This window comes from Segatella copri (assembly GCF_003465495.1).
Classification (GTDB): Bacteria; Bacteroidota; Bacteroidia; order Bacteroidales; family Bacteroidaceae; genus Prevotella; species Prevotella copri_G.
Window position 1 is genome coordinate 1 of the sequence record NZ_QSAV01000036.1, and the last position, 17,375, is coordinate 17,375.

The window sequence follows — 17,375 nt, forward strand, 5'->3', positions numbered from 1 at the left end:
TGGTCGGCAAACTGCTTGCTGATGGCGAGGCGCTTGCGGTATGTCTCGGTCATCATTCGTAGCTCAGGACTAGAGGTAATCACGCTCTTGAGATACAACCAATCGGCGAGTGGATGGCTCTCCGAAGATTTGATACAAGGGAAGTACGATGGCATCGTAGCTGTCCCTTCCATACAGTTGGTGTTTGATTCTTTTTCCATTTCGTTTTAAAATTGTTGTTGTTATATACTATTCAGTCGTTTCCAACGTTCTCTAAGAAAGAGTGTGGGTGAACACTTGGCGATGAAGTCGGTGAAGGGTGAACCCTGATGCCAACCTTTAGCGTTAATAATGTGTTAAAAACACTATATAACCCATTATAATAGAGACTCTTATATTTCTAGCATGCGCTGTATATACAAAGTTCTTTTTACTAGGGTTCACCCCTGAGCCGAAAAGGTGAATGCTTGGGGCAAGTGTTCACCCCGCTGTTCACCAATCGGTAACTGTCAGCAAAGATACGACAAAAGGGCGATAGAGAAATCGAAAATTACCACATTGTGGTAAAAATAAATAATTTAATTGTTAATTTAATTTAAAAGTTTTAGGAATGGAAAAAAGAAATTCCTTCTTTCTGCCGATGAGAAGTTGAAGCTCGCGGCTGAGATTTCGTCGAAGACTGCTGAGCAGCGTTTCGACAAGTTGTCAAACCGGTTAGTGAAGTCTGCCAAGCACATTTATTCAGAGAAGGCGACTTATCATGAGTTGACCGAAGGCATGCGTGCCTGGGTGTTGAAGAAGAGTGACATCAAGAAAGCGTTTCATCTGACTCGCAGTTTCTTTACTCATTTGAACAAGGGCGAGCATATGTTGCTCTCCGAGTTTGTTCGTTTTACCAATTGGATTTTCACCCATTATGCTAGCGAGGAGGTTCGCCTGAAGGTATGGATGGGTATTGGCACGGTGTTGTTCTGTCACACGAAGGAGAACGCCGATTACGGTTGGCATCCTTTCTCCCGTCCTCTCGACCAGATCTTAGAGGACATGATAGAGAAGGAAGTGAAGAAGCGAGTAGAGAAGGAGGAAAGAATCCGCGCTTTGAAGAAAGCCCAGGATGAGATAGGAAAATACTGATTTCACTTTTTTAGATTGAATCAGAACCATTAAGGCGCCGCCTTCCTGCTGGTGAAAACTGGCTGGAAGGGGGTGCTTTTTTCCTTTGTAACTTATTAATAATTAAAAGCCACTTCCTCTACCGCCATCTGATAAGTAGGTTCACTACCTACTGCTTCTGTGATAACATCCGTCCCTTATCTACTCGTCACCTCAATTTAACTGTCATTTAGCTAAAAATACATTTATTTATGTTAAAACATGTTTAAATGGGGGGTGATTTGCAGAATCTACATGAATTATATACTTTTGCAACCAGAAATCAGTCTCCAAGTAATATACAAGGGGATTAGTTGACATAATGTTGAGGACCATTTAATAAGTCATAATAGGTTTATATTGGTTAACAACAAAGCAACAGTAATATTCAGGACAAATAGTTAAATAGTAAGTGATAAATGAAAAGGATAGCAGTTTTGCTGTTTTTTATTTTGGGAATTAAGACAGTAGGTTACTCACAAGATTTCGCCCTGAAGACGAACGGACTCTACTGGGCGACAACCACACTCAATATGGGCGTAGAAAAGGCAATCAGCAACCAGGTAACCCTGGAAGCAGATGTTGCATACAACCCCTGGACATTCAGGGAAGACAAGAAGATGCACCTTCTCTTGGTGCAGCCAGAAATGAAATACTGGCTGTGCGAAAAGTACGAAGGACATTTTGTTGGTATCCACCTGCATGGTGCTCAATTCTACGGAGGTTTTGGCAGCAAGCTCTACGATGGCTACTTGGCTGGCGGAGGCGTAACATACGGTTACGACTGGATTTTATCCCCTCACTGGAACCTGGAGGCAGCCATCGGTGTGGGATACGCCCACCTCTGGTACAAGCAAAGCCCTAACTTGCCCTGCATCAAGTGCCAGGAAAAGAAGAACGAGAACTATATCGGTCCTACCAAGGCTGCACTATCATTAATCTATATCTTTTAAAATAAGTGCATCATTTAATCACAAAGATCATTATGGATGATAGAATGAAACTCAAAATAGTATATCTGGCTATTGTTGGCGCAGGATTAGCCCTGATAGTGGCTATGTCTTCATGCAGCAACCAGAGCATGGCAAGCGACAAAAAGATTACATGTACTCCCGATTCCTTTATGCTCATGCCAGATAGCAGCAATCAGGCTGCACTCAACCTTCAGGTTCATATCCCGAAGCATTATTTCTCGAAGAGAAGCCGTCTCTTCGTAATACCTGTATTGACAGACAGCGACAGCATAGTGGCTAAATACAAGCCTATAGTGCTGGATGCGCCTATCTACAGAAGGAAGATGGAACGTAAATGGGTACTCGACAGCATTGCTGACCCATACGATTCTATTGCACAGAGAGTTACGAATACCAAAGTAGATTTGTCCGTGTTATATAACGACACCATCACCCTGCCTGCAAACTTCCATAAGGGAAGCCTCGTGGCAGTGGCTTCTGCCGACGGATGCGGCGAATGCCGTGCCATCAGCCATACCAAGATAGCCGATGTGTTCCGTCCGGAAATCAAGAAGCAACTGCACCTCAACTGGATGATGCATACCTTCGAGATCAAGCCGAAGATAAGAGAAGGGAAGGGCGTGGCACGACTTGAGTTTGTTATCAATAAATATGATATCAATCTCAAGATGAGCAACAACCAGGCTGAGCTCGACCACATGTTGAGCGATATAGCTCCAGTGCTCAGCGACAGCCTCGCTACCCTCACTTCTTTGGGCATCTATGGTCTGGCGTCAGCCGACGGCCCGCTGAAGTTTAACACCCCACTTTCCCGCAACCGTGCCAACTCAGCCCTGAAGTGGCTGCTTGCGCACATAGAGAATGGCGACAAGGTGAAGAAGATAGCCCGTATCGGTTCACGCCCTGAAGGATGGCAGCCAGTATTGGATGCGATGGTGGCCGCCGGCGATGCCGACAGCACGATGGTGAAGAACATCCTGACCCGATATGCCAACTTCAACGATGATGTGCAGGAGCGCTATATCCGCCGCCTGCCTATCTGGAACAGCATCAAGAAGAAGTATCTGCAGAAGAGCCGTAGCGTGGAATACACCTACACATACATCATCAAGAACTTCACCACCGATGAAGAAATGCTGCAGATGTACGAGCTCCGCCCAGATGCCTTCAGCGAAGATGAGTTCCTGCATGTGGCACAGATTGCAGAGAGCGCAGAAAAGCAGAAGCAGGTATATGAGACGACTTTGAAATATTACCCTATGTCGAAGATTGCAGCCAACAATCTTGCCATCCTACTCGAGAACGAAGGCAAGGTGGATGAGGCTGAAGAGATATTGAACCGCCAGAAGGCAGAAGAGACTAAGAATAGCCCAAAGGCACTATCAGAATAAAGCACAGCGTATGACAAGATTAAAAGTTATCATATATGGCATGGCACTGGCTATATCATTTACCTCGTGCGTCCGTGAAGATTTGGACCAATGTCCTCCTCTGCGTATCAACATCGAGGTGAAAGACAAGAATTATTTCAATGTCGACCAGACTGCACCCGAAGAGAAACGAGATGAGAATCAGCCATTTAGGTCATTCGTTCCGTCTCTTTCCTATCGTCTGAGCCGACTCAACGACGACGGCACACAGCAGGTTATCGTAGAAGAAAAAAGTTTCGAAGTAGAGGGTGATGGATTAACTTATCCTGTAAGCTTCGACCCCGACATGCCTTTCGGAAAATACGTCTTTACGGTATGGGGAGGTATGAAGAAGCGAGGCGAACTCAATCTGGATAAAAACGAACTGTTGCTACATCCGGAGCACAGTCAGGGCGATGATGTTTATCAGGTTTGCGATACCCTCGTATATGATGAAAACCATTATTGCTATACCAGCGAGATGGAGCGCACCAAGGGTAAACTGGTTATATGGACAGAGAATCTTCCTGCCGGGTATCATCTGATGGATACTGAAGTAAGCGATCTCTATGGAATAGTAAATCCAAGTTTCCAATATTCTGAAGAGACCAGCGTCTTTCAAGAATCGGAAATTAAAGCTGGTGCCAAGACTAAGACCTCTATTTTCCTGGCTCCTTCTTTCCAGAAGGATGAGTCAGTGGTGGATGTCAATTTCTATAAGAATAGTGGCGAAGGCGGCAATTCATCTGTGTTGTCACCTGATGACGTGGAGGTAAGCATGGAGCGCAACAAGATTACGGTGCTGAGATATGTGTACGATTCCAAACGCAATCGCTTCACCATCTATATGAAGGTGAACGACAACTGGGAGGAAATTCACGGCATGATATTGGATTGATAATTAATTTATACTCAATTTTTAAATTTATAATTTATGAAAAAAGGTATGTTTTTAGCGCTTGCAGCAAGCAGCTTGCTGTTCAGCGCATGTAGCAGTGACGACGCTGTGGTTAGCACAGTGGGTCAGAATGAGGCAGTACAGCAGATTGTATTGCAGGTAGCAAGTAGTGGTGATGGCTTGAGCACACGTGCCGGCCGCCCATTGTATTCTTCAGAGGCTTTGCAGACTATCCAGCATGTTCGCGTGTTGATTTACAACACCAAAACAAATGCTATTGTCAAAGACGAACAGTTGGATTGGACAAAGAGTGATAAGTATGACAATCATGGTCGCCAGCATACTCTTACTTACAAGGGGGATAAAAGACTGGAGGGTGGTAGCTACAAGGTTATGGCTGTAGGTTACAGCGAAAACAGTGACTACACCTATTCTTTGGATGTAACAGGTGCAAGCCTTACTGGTAAAACTTACAGTGACATTACTGCAACCTTGAAGGAAGGCAAAAAAGATGCAGAGGAGGTATTCGCTGGTGATGCAGATCTTAAAATCGGAGTTGATAAGAATATTACCAACTTTACTTCTGGTGAGAAGAATGGCGTAGCAGTAACCTTGCATCGTCAGGTAGCTGGTAGCTTCGGTTATTTCAGTAACATCCCAGCCAAAGTTGGTGAAAAAACTGCCGCAACCCTTCGTCTCGTAGTAAGAGATAAGAATGATAAGTTGACTTTCGACAACTTCAACAGCTCATTCACAGCTAATGGAGCAACTGGCAGCACTATCAAGTATTACGTTAATGGTTCTACATCAACAGGTGCAGCACTTGCTACAACAGATAAGTTCTCTAACGGCGACAATGGTTATGTGCTCTACTCTATCGATTTGAAGAAATGGTTCCCTCAACTTGATGAAAACGGTGATGGTGTGCTGAATGCTCAAGATGCCAGCTGGAAGCGCCCTGATGATGTAAAGACTCAGGTTGTGAAGGGTTCTGTATTCGGAAGCAACTTCGTCATTCCATTTGCTTTGACACATGAGAAGAGCACCATGGAGCTTCAGCTCTTGGATGAACATGAAACTATCATCAAGAAATGGACCGTTTCTATCCCAGAATTAGATGTAAATAAGGATGACACAAAGGGAGCTATAGACGAAAGTGCTTCTATCTTCAACGTGGTTCGTAACCACATGTACAACTTGGGTGTGAAGACTTCAACTGGTACAACAACAACTCCAGATCCAAGTAATCCAACTCCAGATCCAGATCCAGATCCAAAACCAACTCCAGATCCAGGTAAAGACGAGCCAGAAGACTTGACCAAATCTCAGAACCTCATCTTGAAGGTGAACGACAACTGGGAGGCTATCCACAAGATGGAGCTGGGTGATTAATCTTACTACGTGCTCATAATATAGGCAGTATTAAGAAAAATATATCCAAGGGATGCACAGTGCCCGCTATAGGCACTCGCATCCCTTACTATCCCAACATCACAATATTTAATTTATCATTCATTTTATACGTAATTCCCATTCAAATCGAATAGGCGAACATTGAAATCGAATAGGCAAACATTGAAATCGAATAGGCGAATATGATGAGAAAATCTATAAAAAACAGTTTAAATATAATCCTCGCAGCCAGTCTCCTAATGAGCTGTAGTGCAAGCAATGATGCGCCTGATACCCTCGCCGACGGATCGCATGCCGTGAAGTTGGACATGAGAGTGGGTGTAAGCGCAGGTGTTGTTACCGGCTCACGAGAACTTGATACGTGGGATGGAGCACAGCAGGTGAATGATATGAGAATCTACGTCTTCAGATGCCCCGAAGACAAGAAGGGCACCTCAGAAGAAGCATATACCTATTGCATCCCTATTGAAACGGAAGCAGCCAAGAATGGTTACTATTCCGTTGACGCATTCAACAATAGAGAACCCTACTATTCTGCCGAGCACCAGAACATGCCCGAGCAGCATCTATACACCTTCGAACCCTATCTGCAGAACGGCTACTACTACCAGTTTCTAGCCATAGGCAGAGATGATAAATACGCAACGAACAAAGTACTTACAGAACCCAAATTCACTGAAAACGTAACGAAACTGGAGGACGCAAGAATCGCCCTCACCGAGCAGGCAAAAAACAGCGCCAAAGTCGGTATCCTCAATACCACAGAGCTGTTTTCTGGCATCCTGCAAGACGAGAATACCCAAGAGAAAGCCCCCGTTCTCGTAACGGAAGATACGAAATACTTCCACCGCACGCTGACCGCCAGCCGTAACGTGGCTGGCCTGATGATTTACGTAGAAAACATCCCGGCACAGGTGGAGTCGAATGCAGCAGGAGACGTGAGCACCGTTCCCTTCACGCCCACCTCTCTATCCGTTGTAGCCACCGGCATCAGCCCCGAAACGCTGATAAGGCAGAAGCAGGCACCAGCAGATGCTGAACCGTTGACTTATCAGACGTTGGGCACCATCGACCTCACCCCCTCAAACGGATGGACCGTAGATGCTAAAGAGAACATATTCAAGCGAGCTGAAGACTCCCAGAAAGGATGGAAGGCAAACAGCTACATGATAAGCAACTTCATGATGCCTACACCAGAGGAAAAAATGCAGAAAAGCAAGAACTCGGCAGAGAACGAGACCACCTTCTATCTGCATTACACGGATGGCACGCACCACAGGTACGACAATATCAGGAAGTCTACAACCACTGGCGACAAGTTCAAATTCCCTATCGAGGCAAACCACCTGTATTGCCTGGGCGCCAAGAGCAAGACCGTGAACCAGCCATACGACCTGAAGGAGTATTACGAGCCGGTGATGACCGACGTGAAGGTTGAGATAGAACCAGCCTTCGAAAAAAAACATGTATTTGAAACAGAATAAACGTTACAAAACAGCATAAAACGGAAATAGAATATGCAGAAATCAAGATTTAGCATCTGTAAGATAAGCTCCATCAAGATGAACGCCATCAGGATAGGCATGGCGGTAGGGGTTTGCTTCCTCCTCGCACTAGCCGCGGGATGCAGCAGCGATGCCGATCTGCCACCTTATCCAGATGGCAGCAATGGAGATGCAGGGATGGATCAGCCTTCAGAAAAGGACGACGAGATTACGACTGTTCCCATCACCATCACTCTGGGCGGATTAAGCGGCAGCGATGGCAATGCCAAGCAAGATGGCAGAAACACCCGTGTAGCTCCTCCTGGTGCAGGATCCTCTTCCTCGTCGGGCACAATAGGCGAGGACGACGGATATACCGAGACCGACAACGTCGATGCCGTAAGGCTGATAGCTTTTCGACGAAGAGTTCAGAACAATGGAGAAAAAACTGCAACCTATGATGCTGCAGTCAACGATATCCAGGGCTTCGAGTACGACCCTACCAACGACAGGGTGATTAACTGGAAACCCACGTTAGAAGACGGCAAGAAAGACGATTATCTTTCGGGAAATCCCCACATGCACTATGTGGTAAAGGACACCTTCGGCATCAGCAGGGGCTACGAATATCGCATCATTGCCCTCGCTTACAATAGCCAGGAGAAATCGCCCTATCCGCAGTATGAGGAAAACAATGTGGTTACCACGGGAATGCTCAATTTAAAAAAAGGTACTACATTTCAGGAGTTCAAGGCCACGTTTGCGAGTTACCTGGTCGATGGTGACAAAACCGACACACCCAACAACTGGCTTGAATATCTGAAAAAAAAAGGTCTCTTACTGCATCATGTAGATTGCTTGAGCCGCCAGCTCATCACGGTGCCGCAGCTCTTCTATGGCATCCTCTACCAGAAGGGAGATGCCACCCAAAATCCAATCATCTCTTCTGCTGATTACCAGAAGGAAAATCTGGGGAACAACACCCCTACGCCGCTTGTAGGAACACTCTATAGAGGCATGGCAGAAGTGGAGGTTCATATCACTCATGCCGCCCATCACAGCATTACAGCGCAGACGCAATGGTATTGCCTACTTGCCGACAACGTGCTTACCCAGATGCCTCTTACCAGCTACGACGGTTTTAAGCAGGGTGGGGAACCTATCAAAAAGTATTCAGAAAAGGGAGGCTCCTATACCGCCATTGCCTATGCCCCCTTCCCGGGTGAAGGCGAGGAAGTGGTGCTCAAGGCATTTGTGCTGCCAGGCAAGACCCATCTTGCCGTGAGAATAGGCTTCGATGCCTATCCTCACGCCCACAACTATCAGATAAAGGCAAAGGATATGATGTCTTCTGAAGCAGCTACGGGCGTTATCGTGGTAGATGGAGTCAGTAACCTCTTCTATCTGAGGCGAAACCATAAATATGTCTTCACATACACTGATCAAGGAAAACTTACAGACTCCAGACATTTGCTCGATTAAGATCAAGAGAATTATCAAGACGTTATGCTATGTTTTAAAATCAAACAGACAATGAAACTGCATTTTATATATAAAACTTTCATATCATTTTTGTTGGCATTCCTGATGGCTGTGCCCGCCTCTATCCAGGCGGCACAACCCAAGGGTGACAACACCAGTCCCTATTTCGAGAGTGCTGCCGTTAGAGACTCGTTCAAGAACTGCAAGAAACCCATCTGGACCAACAACTGGGTTGATCTGCCAGACGACAAGCACCAAGACCATTTTGTGGAGTTCAACAATCACCCCAAATATTACAACATGACATTCCGTGAACTGCGCAACCGCCGTGCCCTTACAGGCGAATCGTGCACCATTAACAAATTGATTGGTGTGGTAGGCGTAGGCAGCTGGGCAAAGGATATGGGCGCCCTTACCGACGATTCACTCGACAACTATGCACAGGTAAACTCAGTGGTAAGAGCAGGTGTAACCGTTGACCCGATTGTGAGCGTAAGAGATATGGACAATTACTACTCCAAGGGCACGGTGGCAGGCTATACCATCGTAGCAGGTTCGGGCAGCAGCGTGCTCAGCCTCGATGTAATCAAGGCTTTCTCCATCGGATTCTATCGCGACGGCAAGCTGCAGGGCGTAAAGGCGGTGAGAGAAGGACAGGATGGTTCGGGAGTAACACTGAAGCTGCTCCAGATACCGGGTTCCGACAACATCTGCGCTATGTTGACGGCAGAAAGCGACTGGCTCTTCGATGAAATCAGTCTCGACTGCTCGGGCGGTATCCAGGCAGAAGTGGCGAATATTCTGAAAATCAAATATGCCTTCGTGGGCGAATCTACGGAGTTTACCATCACCGATGGAGGCATCAAAAAATACAACGAATATTCCGAGGGCGACAAGCAGGTGTCGCTCAAAGAGATGAAAGGCTGGCGCCCTATTCTCCTCGGCATCCCCCTGCCTTTCCTGGACGACGATATAAAGAAGATGACAGATGATAATTTGGACAATTTCGCCACCATCGTCCCTCTTCTTAACGTGGGTTACCAGGGAGGAGCCAAGTTTATGATGAAGAACGACAAGAACCCGCAAGGCGAAGCATTCGAGGCGGGTATGGAGGCAGGCTTCAAATACAAGATGGATGCTGTGCTGAGCCTCACGGCGGGTACATGGATTAACGTGCTGCTCTTCGACCACAAGGGAAACAAGGTGCAGGAAGAGACCATTTCTGCCCAGGTGCTCAACCTCTCGCTGGTGCAGATTGGCGACGGAACGGTGAGCATCAAGGCAAAGGTGCCGTTTTCGGGATGCGAAATCAGATTCCTCACGGTGCTCGGAGTCAACGTGGGCGCCATGGGTATCCATTACGGATTCGTAAGAATGGCTCCAGATGTATCCCACCGGTGTCCCATCAACCCTACCATCAGCAGCAATGTCTGCCCATCGCAGACTTCCTTCAACCTTCGCTCCAACCCCAAGGTGAGCGTAACATGGAAGCTGGTGAATGCATGGGATTTGAAAAATAACGATATTCTTGCCACCACACCTGTAAAGGTTACCTCTGCTGGTCAAGTTACCAATCTGGGACCTGGTAAATATACCTTCAGGGCCACGGCTCAGGACGGATGTTATGATGAAACCACCATTACCGTAGGTGGTTTTAATGATGGAAATACAACTTGCGGCAAACCACTTGCCAACGATACTGAAAAAGCCGTCTATGCTCTCTCCACCGACAAGCACGCTACCTCAGGTTCGCTAATTTCCATTTCCGACCTCCAAAATCCTCAGAATATTCTCAACAAGGATGATACTTCGTATGCAGAATACATCAGCGGTCTCAACGTGTTCAACGACCTGGGCATCATCGGTATCAAAAGAACAGAAAAGGATAGTCTGATATATGATGCTGCCGGCAGATATCTGAACGAGGAACAGGAAGATGCCGTGAAGCGAGCGAAGCCTAAGCGCATCGGATTCGTGGTAGAAGCCACGGGAACGGTGCTGAACCTGCATGCACTGGAGTTCTTGCATATAAGATGCTATCATGACGGCGAGGAAATATATCGCCATCTGATAGACGAGAACAATGCCATCAGTGCCGACCTGATAGGTTCAGAGAAAGTGCAGAAAGTGAGATATTCCATCGAGGTGCCTTCCATTGACAAGAATGGAAAGCCAACCCAGATGGACGAGTTCCAACTCTGGTATTCGGGTGCAATCAATCTGGGCGGTTCTAAACTCCGTATCTACTATGCCTTTATCGAGGAGGCTTCCGATGACTGTTCTTCGCCACTTGCATGTAGCAGTATGGTGATGTCGCATAATCATTCACATACTACCATCAATGCTAATGAAACCAAATTTGGCGGAGCGGTGAGTGTGGCTACTGTAGATGATAACTTAGGTTATCTGGTGGATGATGACTTGAATACCTATATGGCGGTTGCCAATACGGTAAGTCTGGGAGTTGGTCAAACATTCGCCGTAAAGATGGGTAGAACACTCGACTATCATCATCAGTTGGGAATTGTCATTGACAACAAGACTTTCCTGGCAGCCGTAAACGTAGGAGACTGGCTAACGGTAGAAACCTTCAAAGAAGGTAATTCTACGGGAGATAAATTTACCGACTGGGACGTGATTTCCGCTAAAGTAGCGGGTTATGGCGATAAGAATATCCTCTTCCTTCAGCCAAAGAAAGCGTATGACGAGGTGCGATTTACTTTAGGCAAAATTGTAGGCGCATTGGATGTGCAGAAATTCTACGGACTCGTGACACGTGGTGATATTGATAATGATGGTATTCCTGACTGTAAGGACAACAACTCGTGCGTAGATGGTGTAGACGATATCGTTGTCAACAATGTATGCGTAGGAGATAAGATTGTCGTAACTGCTACCGGATTGACCGGAGTAGATTATCATCTTTACTTCGGTGATAAGAATGCGGGAGATAATGGCATCGTGTCTCTGCATTCTACATCAGACACCAAGAACAATATTAAATATTCTTATATCACCAAGGAGCCGGGCGAATATCAGCTCACCTTCTTCGACGGCAGCTGGACGCCACTCTCTTCTGTAGTATATCAGGTTCATCCATTACAGACCCGATGGCTTCCGAGTGCATCTACCAATGAATGGAACAAATGGGACAACTGGAGCGACGGTTCGCCTTACTGCTGCACCAACGCCATCATCTCGTCGGATGCCGATAACTTCCCAGTGCTGGGCACGCCAGAGAAGCCAGCCGACTACTGCTGCAAGGATATCTTCTTCGAACCCCGTTCGGCGGTGGATAACGTGCCATCGCTCAACTATCGCAAGGCATGGGTAGAACTGGAGCAGAAGCCGAACCATTACTATCTGCTGAGTGCACCGCTCAAGCAGATGTACACGGGCGATATGTTCATGCCTGCCGACACCACGAAGGCGAAATACTTCGAGGATCTGAACGAAGAAAACTGGAAGGAACAGCGCTTCAACCCGAGCATCTACCAGCGCCTCTGGGCGGCTGCGCATCCGGGTAAGATTTATTCGCTAAACAGCAAGGGAAATCCGGTTTTGACGGATGAAACGCTTGCCGTGAACGAGGCCACCTGGTCGCACAACTTCAATGCCGTGGCTAAGCCTTACGGCATGGGTGAAGGCTTCTCTATGTGGATAGACAACGGCAATCTGCCGGCTACCAATAAGTTCAGTATCCGCCTGCCTAAGGCGCATAAAGAATATAGTTACTTCGTGGATTACGATCAGGAGAAAGTGGCTAGTGAAACAGTGACGAAAGATGCAAATAAGATAAACCGCTTCATCTACGAACAGGATTCTCCGGGCGACTTGACGATGGATTATAAGTATCTGTCGGAAGGCAAGGAAGTGACGGAGAACCGCACGGTGTTCGTAGGGCAGAGCGAGTATCAGATTACGCTGAAATCGGATATTCCTACGCAGACCTTCTTGCTGGGCAACCCATTCATGAGCCGACTGAATATCCAGAAGTTCCTGGAGGCGAATGGGAACGTGAGCAGCGTGAAGGTGGAAGTAGAGAATGAATCGGGAGGCATGGAAGAGCAAACTGTAAGCAAGGTCGCTTCTACGGGCAACGCCACCACCATCGCCCCAATGCAGGCATTCTATGTTACCACAAATGATGAGGCGAGTAAGCAAATCACCCTGCTGCTCACCCCAGAAATGATTGGTGGAAGCAAGAAAGCTACTGAGGAAAGTAAACCTGCTGAAGCCAAGGGACTGAAAGTGTGTGTGGAAAGCCTGAAGACGCGAAGAAAATCAGCAGCTATGCTGGTGATGGAGAATTCAGAAACTGCTTATGATGTTTCTGCCGGTTCTTCTTTCAAGAACTCTGTATTGGTTCCAACTCTTCTGGATAGTGAAGTGAAGTCACCTTTGAAGGTATTTGGTATTCAGCAGAGTCAGGCTTACGATATCCTTCCGATGACTGGCGCTACATCTTTAGGAATCTATCTGTTGCAAAAAGATAGCATCCGTATCGAGGTAAAACCTATTCAGGGTGTTGATATAAGCGGATATGTTCTCCATGATATGCTTTCGGGTGCCGATTATTCACTCGATTCTCCTATCATTATTGCGGATGCCGAGACCTCGTTAGGCAGATTTGTTATCAGAAGCCGTTATGGAAGTACAGATGTGACATCTGTCGATACTGATCAGCGCATCAGTATTGTTCAGGAAGGTTCTTCTGTCCTCGTGCAATCTGCCAGCGGTCAGCTCAAGAGCGTTAAGGTCATAGACCTGAATGGCAGAATCATCAGCAGGGTACAGGGAAATGGTTCAGGGTGTTTAAAGGCGAGCATAGCCACAGGCATTCAAATCATACACATAGAATTGACAGATGGTAGCAGCAAGGACTATAAGATGATTTTCTAAGTGAAATCAGAATAGCGAATTACATCTTTTACTTATAATTATCCCTGCCAGCTTGTGAAAGCTGGCAGGGATTTTTATTTGAAAATCAAAAGATTCAAAGAATCATATATTGAGTCCACTTGAAAAAGTCATTTTTACGAAACGTGTCATTGATTGTCAATAAGTTACAAAGACAAAAATATGATTCAGGACTTTTTCAAGTGGACTCAGTACATTTAATTTTGAGTGCTAAATTACTCTTTATTTTCGACATATGCAAGAGTCGTGAAAATACTTAATTTTCACAATGTATACGATTTTTTTAATGATTCTCAGAAAAGTATACAAAAAAAGGGAAAAAGTGAGCAATTTACGTTACTCGCCTTCTTCCCCTTACTTTTATAAATTTACGGTAGGTGCAGAGCGATGCACAATCCTTATTTCATCGCCATCTTGATAGAATCCTTACCCACCTTGGCGATAACCAAAGACTCGGAAACAGCATAAGAGGGTGTAACTTAATATACTACCCACTCATTAATTTAGTGTAAACTTGCATTTAGGAAAGTTCGAACACCCATAAAAAGAGCCATATCTTCCATTGCGTAAAACTAACTGACCACCACATTGTGGGCAAACACCTTGCCTTATTAAACTCTTTGCTCTATATTGCCTATCTTTAACATTCTGCTTGTGCTGTCTAATTTCTTCCTTATCTGCTAATGTGTAATACCGACATGTACCATAAGCCTATAGTTTTATATATCGGGGCAAAAAGACTATTTTACTTGAAATTACCTCCATAATGGTTCCATTTGCCATCCCTGCGGAAAGCCGAGAGCTTTTAAGTCAATTTCGGGAAACCGAATGAACAACCATGTTATTTTAGATTGCATATCATTATTGGGGGATATAACATTAAGAAAGTACTTGATGATGCACAGATCGAAGTAAGCACGCATGGAATCTGTTGGTAGCGTTATCCATTCTCTTTCAGGACTATTTGGAATCGCTGGCTGAATAGCATTCTGTTTGTTCCATACTCTTGAATGATGACCACAGGCATTTCGAGTAACAGCAATAACTGTAAGCCATGACTCAAACACATTGATAGGCAAACCAAAACGTTTAGCTATGCGTTTGCGTATGCGATTTTGTTTGATGTTACGATAAATAGCATTGACATTTCCAATAGTAAGCAACTCGCCTAAAATCCACGATGGTGGATATGGCTCAGAATAGGTTCGCTTGAAATGAAGAACAAACTCCTCCTTGGATTTGCTGTATTCCTTGGATATAGCCCGCATTGTTTCATTAAATCTGGAACTATCCAAGAAATAAGAAGAGTCAGTAAGCCAAAAAGGATTGCCCGTCATATCTGCTGTTATTTGCATTACTGCCCGTCTGATAGCAATTTCAATCTTTTCTATCTCATTGAACATGAGTAGTCTCAGTTTCTTATCAAAACGATAAAGCATCATCACTTTCTTGAAGGATGAACCTTCCTTGTATAAATGTGCTGTCTTGGGCATCTTCAACAAAGGATACATATAAGCAGACAATCTGTAATAACCAATATTGTCAATGTACTGTATGGCTTTGTTCCTATCATAAATCTGTAAACCTCGTGATTCAAGCAAATTAACGAGATTTTCTGAAGATTCAAATCGTTTTGTAAAAGGTACAAGATTTGCCATATTCAAATGTGTATAAATAAAAAACGCCTCGCACGATTTGAGCATTGTTAAGAGGCTTGGCGAGGACTGACGCTGCAAAGATACGAATAATTATTGAAATCACAAAATTTTCCGCAAGAAAAATCTCGCAAAAGTGAATATTTATGTTTAATAGTATAAAAACGAGCTGTAAAACCATGTTCTGCTTACAAAACAAGAAAGAAGAAATGGGAATTACCATTCAAAAAAGAGTTTGACGCACCAATTCCTGGGCACCAAACTCTTTATATTTTAGAATCTACGAAGTTTATTTTACGGCAACCTTGATGGCATTATCACCGAATTTTGCGATGACCATGGTTTCTGATACAGCGCAGGAAGCGGTACCGTCTACATGAGCTATGGGCTCAGAACATTGATATCAATATTAAAAACCACAGACAACAGTCACCTAATATGTGTCCAATTCAAATTGTGTACGAACTCGTACACTTTTGAATAACTTATCCTTTCAGCTGCTGTAACTGACTCTCCGACAATCCTGTTATTTCCATCACCGTGGCAGCATCCATACCATTTGCCAGCATCTTTCTGGCAATCTCAAGGCTTCGCTTGTTCATGCCCTTCTCCATGCCTTTTTTCATGCCTTCAGCCAGCCCCTTCTCCATGCCTTCAGCCAGGCCCTCTTCTTTACCTTCTCGCTTGGCGGTATCAATCGAATTCTTGATATCACGATATGCCATCTTGCTGGCTTCAAAACTGATATATCTTTCTTCTACCTGCTTCATAATCCCAATGTTATTAATATTTCTATTGCATCAGCAAAGTTACAATTTTATTTTCATACCTGCAAGAGTTTTCTGATAAAAATTGAGAAAATGTTTATAAGTGCGCGAAAAATATAAGAAAGATGAAATGGTATCCGATTATTCGGATTCTTTTCGTCCAGAGTTAAACTTGATGGAAAAACATGTTGTAGTCCCTCATAAACGTCTTAACGTTTGAATCCCGTACTTCCTGCATTATGAGCCAATTGCAACAATAACTTTTGGATACTATTTTCTGCAAGACCATTTTCTTTTGTATAGTGTCCTGTCTGCTTAGTCATTTTGGCAACTTTTAGCGATGTAGTATAGTGTAGTGCACGGCCTTCTATCAAACCCTTTTCATGAGCCTTGGATTCTGTAATCAAGCCACTTGGCAGGGCACGATAGATAAGGTTCTCGAATCTGGTGCTGTGCTCGTCATCAATGATGCTTTTCTCTTATTCTTCTGCCAGTTCTTTCATCGCATCGTTTAATGTGTTGAAAAGAACGTTGATGTTTTCTTCTTCATTCTTGCATGCCTCCTTGAAGAGGGCAACAGGATCTTCGGTGCTGCTCTTGAGCGGAGTCTCGTTGAGCAGGATGTTGACATTGTTCAGCAACATGCCGTGAAGGGTAGGCATGTGGAGCTGGTGCTGTTCGCCCTCCTTGCTGCCACACTTCAGTCCGGCTGCGTATGCCTTCACGATGATGCGGACCAGGAGATGGATGGCCATCGGCTCATCGGCGAGACTGATGAGAATGCCGTGGGTATAATCGCGTACATGCTCTTCAAGAGTGGTAAACTTGCCCTGAAGTAGCCAGGTGAAGTTACGCTTGTATTCTGATTCCATCGCCTTGTAAAGCTGGTTCGATTTGCAGGCTATGCGCAAGTAGTCGAGCATGGTTGGCTCAAAGGTCGGGTCAGCCTGTTTCATGCTGTCGAAGTTCTTCTTCATGCGCTCGTTGGCTTCCTCGGCAGTCTTGTAGTTGAGGCGTACGAGGGTAGAGAACATGATGTCGAAGAAGTATTGGTTTACCTCGCCATAGTGCTCCAGCATCATCTGCTTGATCTGTTTCGGGTCGTTCTTCTTGCTGAAGTCATTGCCTTCGATGGTAGCATCGATGATGCCACGTGCGTAAGCTTCGAAGAAACCTCTTACAAATGCAGCTACTGCCTGATAACTGTTGATTCTTTTGCTCATTTCTAGTCTGTGTTTATTG

Annotated in this window: 13 protein-coding genes; 8 read left to right on the plus strand and 5 right to left on the minus strand. The window is 45.2% G+C overall.

Annotated features, from left to right (window positions below):
- The coding region (locus tag DWV53_RS10870) for a hypothetical protein (protein WP_147468775.1) at positions 1 to 200 on the minus strand (200 nt) is incomplete at its 3' end.
- A gap of 427 nt (positions 201 to 627) precedes the next feature.
- On the opposite strand from DWV53_RS10870, the gene DWV53_RS10875 reads away from it, so the two are divergent.
- From DWV53_RS10875 to DWV53_RS10910, 8 genes are all read left to right on the plus strand, one after another.
- A complete protein-coding gene (locus DWV53_RS10875) occupies positions 628 to 1,113 on the plus strand; it encodes a hypothetical protein (protein ID WP_118153704.1) in 486 nt (161 codons plus the stop codon).
- A gap of 437 nt (positions 1,114 to 1,550) precedes the next feature.
- Positions 1,551 to 2,084, plus strand: a complete 534-nt coding sequence (locus tag DWV53_RS10880; protein WP_118153707.1) for a DUF3575 domain-containing protein — start codon at positions 1,551 to 1,553, stop codon at positions 2,082 to 2,084.
- A 44-nt stretch (positions 2,085 to 2,128) separates the two neighbouring features.
- Positions 2,129 to 3,496 carry a DUF4139 domain-containing protein gene (locus tag DWV53_RS10885; RefSeq protein WP_147468776.1) on the plus strand — a complete coding sequence of 456 codons (1,368 nt, stop codon included), beginning with the start codon at positions 2,129 to 2,131 and terminating at the stop codon, positions 3,494 to 3,496.
- A 10-nt stretch (positions 3,497 to 3,506) separates the two neighbouring features.
- The gene (locus tag DWV53_RS10890) at positions 3,507 to 4,412 is read left to right on the plus strand and encodes a hypothetical protein (protein ID WP_147468777.1); all 906 of its coding nucleotides are present in this window, start codon (positions 3,507 to 3,509) and stop codon (positions 4,410 to 4,412) included.
- A gap of 48 nt (positions 4,413 to 4,460) precedes the next feature.
- Positions 4,461 to 5,804, plus strand: coding sequence for a hypothetical protein (locus tag DWV53_RS10895; RefSeq protein ID WP_147468778.1), 1,344 nt, complete (start codon positions 4,461 to 4,463; stop codon positions 5,802 to 5,804).
- Positions 5,805 to 6,064: 260 nt separating this feature from the next.
- Positions 6,065 to 7,309 carry a hypothetical protein gene (locus tag DWV53_RS10900; protein WP_118153719.1) on the plus strand — a complete coding sequence of 415 codons (1,245 nt, stop codon included), beginning with the start codon at positions 6,065 to 6,067 and terminating at the stop codon, positions 7,307 to 7,309.
- A gap of 33 nt (positions 7,310 to 7,342) precedes the next feature.
- Positions 7,343 to 8,791, plus strand: a complete 1,449-nt coding sequence (locus tag DWV53_RS10905; RefSeq protein WP_118153722.1) for a hypothetical protein — start codon at positions 7,343 to 7,345, stop codon at positions 8,789 to 8,791.
- 51 nt (positions 8,792 to 8,842) lie between these two features.
- On the plus strand, positions 8,843 to 13,693 hold the full coding sequence (locus DWV53_RS10910) for a hypothetical protein (RefSeq protein WP_147468779.1): 4,851 nt from the start codon (positions 8,843 to 8,845) through the stop codon (positions 13,691 to 13,693).
- Positions 13,694 to 14,209: 516 nt separating this feature from the next.
- Here DWV53_RS10910 and DWV53_RS16400 read toward each other — a convergent pair.
- From DWV53_RS16400 to DWV53_RS10930, 4 genes are all read right to left on the minus strand, one after another.
- Complete coding sequence (locus DWV53_RS16400) at positions 14,210 to 14,377, minus strand: topoisomerase DNA-binding C4 zinc finger domain-containing protein (RefSeq protein WP_118153756.1); 168 nt, start codon at positions 14,375 to 14,377, stop codon at positions 14,210 to 14,212.
- Between the two features lie 89 nt (positions 14,378 to 14,466).
- Positions 14,467 to 15,369, minus strand: coding sequence for an Abi family protein (locus DWV53_RS10920; RefSeq protein ID WP_118153759.1), 903 nt, complete (start codon positions 15,367 to 15,369; stop codon positions 14,467 to 14,469).
- Positions 15,370 to 15,851: 482 nt separating this feature from the next.
- Positions 15,852 to 16,136: a hypothetical protein gene (locus DWV53_RS10925; RefSeq protein WP_118153728.1), complete on the minus strand. Its 285-nt coding sequence runs from the start codon at positions 16,134 to 16,136 to the stop codon at positions 15,852 to 15,854.
- A gap of 476 nt (positions 16,137 to 16,612) precedes the next feature.
- Positions 16,613 to 17,356 carry a hypothetical protein gene (locus tag DWV53_RS10930; RefSeq protein ID WP_022120806.1) on the minus strand — a complete coding sequence of 248 codons (744 nt, stop codon included), beginning with the start codon at positions 17,354 to 17,356 and terminating at the stop codon, positions 16,613 to 16,615.
- Positions 17,357 to 17,375: the final 19 nt, after the last annotated feature.

What these genes read in the sequence shown, in the direction of transcription:
- DWV53_RS10930 (WP_022120806.1), bottom strand. Translation starts at nt 17,356, where the DNA reads ATGAGCAAAAGAATCAACAGTTATCAGGCAGTAGCTGCATTTGTAAGA.
- DWV53_RS10925 (WP_118153728.1), bottom strand. Translation starts at nt 16,136, where the DNA reads ATGAAGCAGGTAGAAGAAAGATATATCAGTTTTGAAGCCAGCAAGATG.
- DWV53_RS10880 (WP_118153707.1), top strand. Translation starts at nt 1,551, where the DNA reads ATGAAAAGGATAGCAGTTTTGCTGTTTTTTATTTTGGGAATTAAGACA.
- DWV53_RS10885 (WP_147468776.1), top strand. Translation starts at nt 2,129, where the DNA reads ATGAAACTCAAAATAGTATATCTGGCTATTGTTGGCGCAGGATTAGCC.
- DWV53_RS10920 (WP_118153759.1), bottom strand. Translation starts at nt 15,369, where the DNA reads ATGGCAAATCTTGTACCTTTTACAAAACGATTTGAATCTTCAGAAAAT.
- DWV53_RS10900 (WP_118153719.1), top strand. Translation starts at nt 6,065, where the DNA reads ATGAGCTGTAGTGCAAGCAATGATGCGCCTGATACCCTCGCCGACGGA.
- DWV53_RS10890 (WP_147468777.1), top strand. Translation starts at nt 3,507, where the DNA reads ATGACAAGATTAAAAGTTATCATATATGGCATGGCACTGGCTATATCA.
- DWV53_RS10905 (WP_118153722.1), top strand. Translation starts at nt 7,343, where the DNA reads ATGCAGAAATCAAGATTTAGCATCTGTAAGATAAGCTCCATCAAGATG.
- DWV53_RS10910 (WP_147468779.1), top strand. Translation starts at nt 8,843, where the DNA reads ATGAAACTGCATTTTATATATAAAACTTTCATATCATTTTTGTTGGCA.
- DWV53_RS10895 (WP_147468778.1), top strand. Translation starts at nt 4,461, where the DNA reads ATGTTTTTAGCGCTTGCAGCAAGCAGCTTGCTGTTCAGCGCATGTAGC.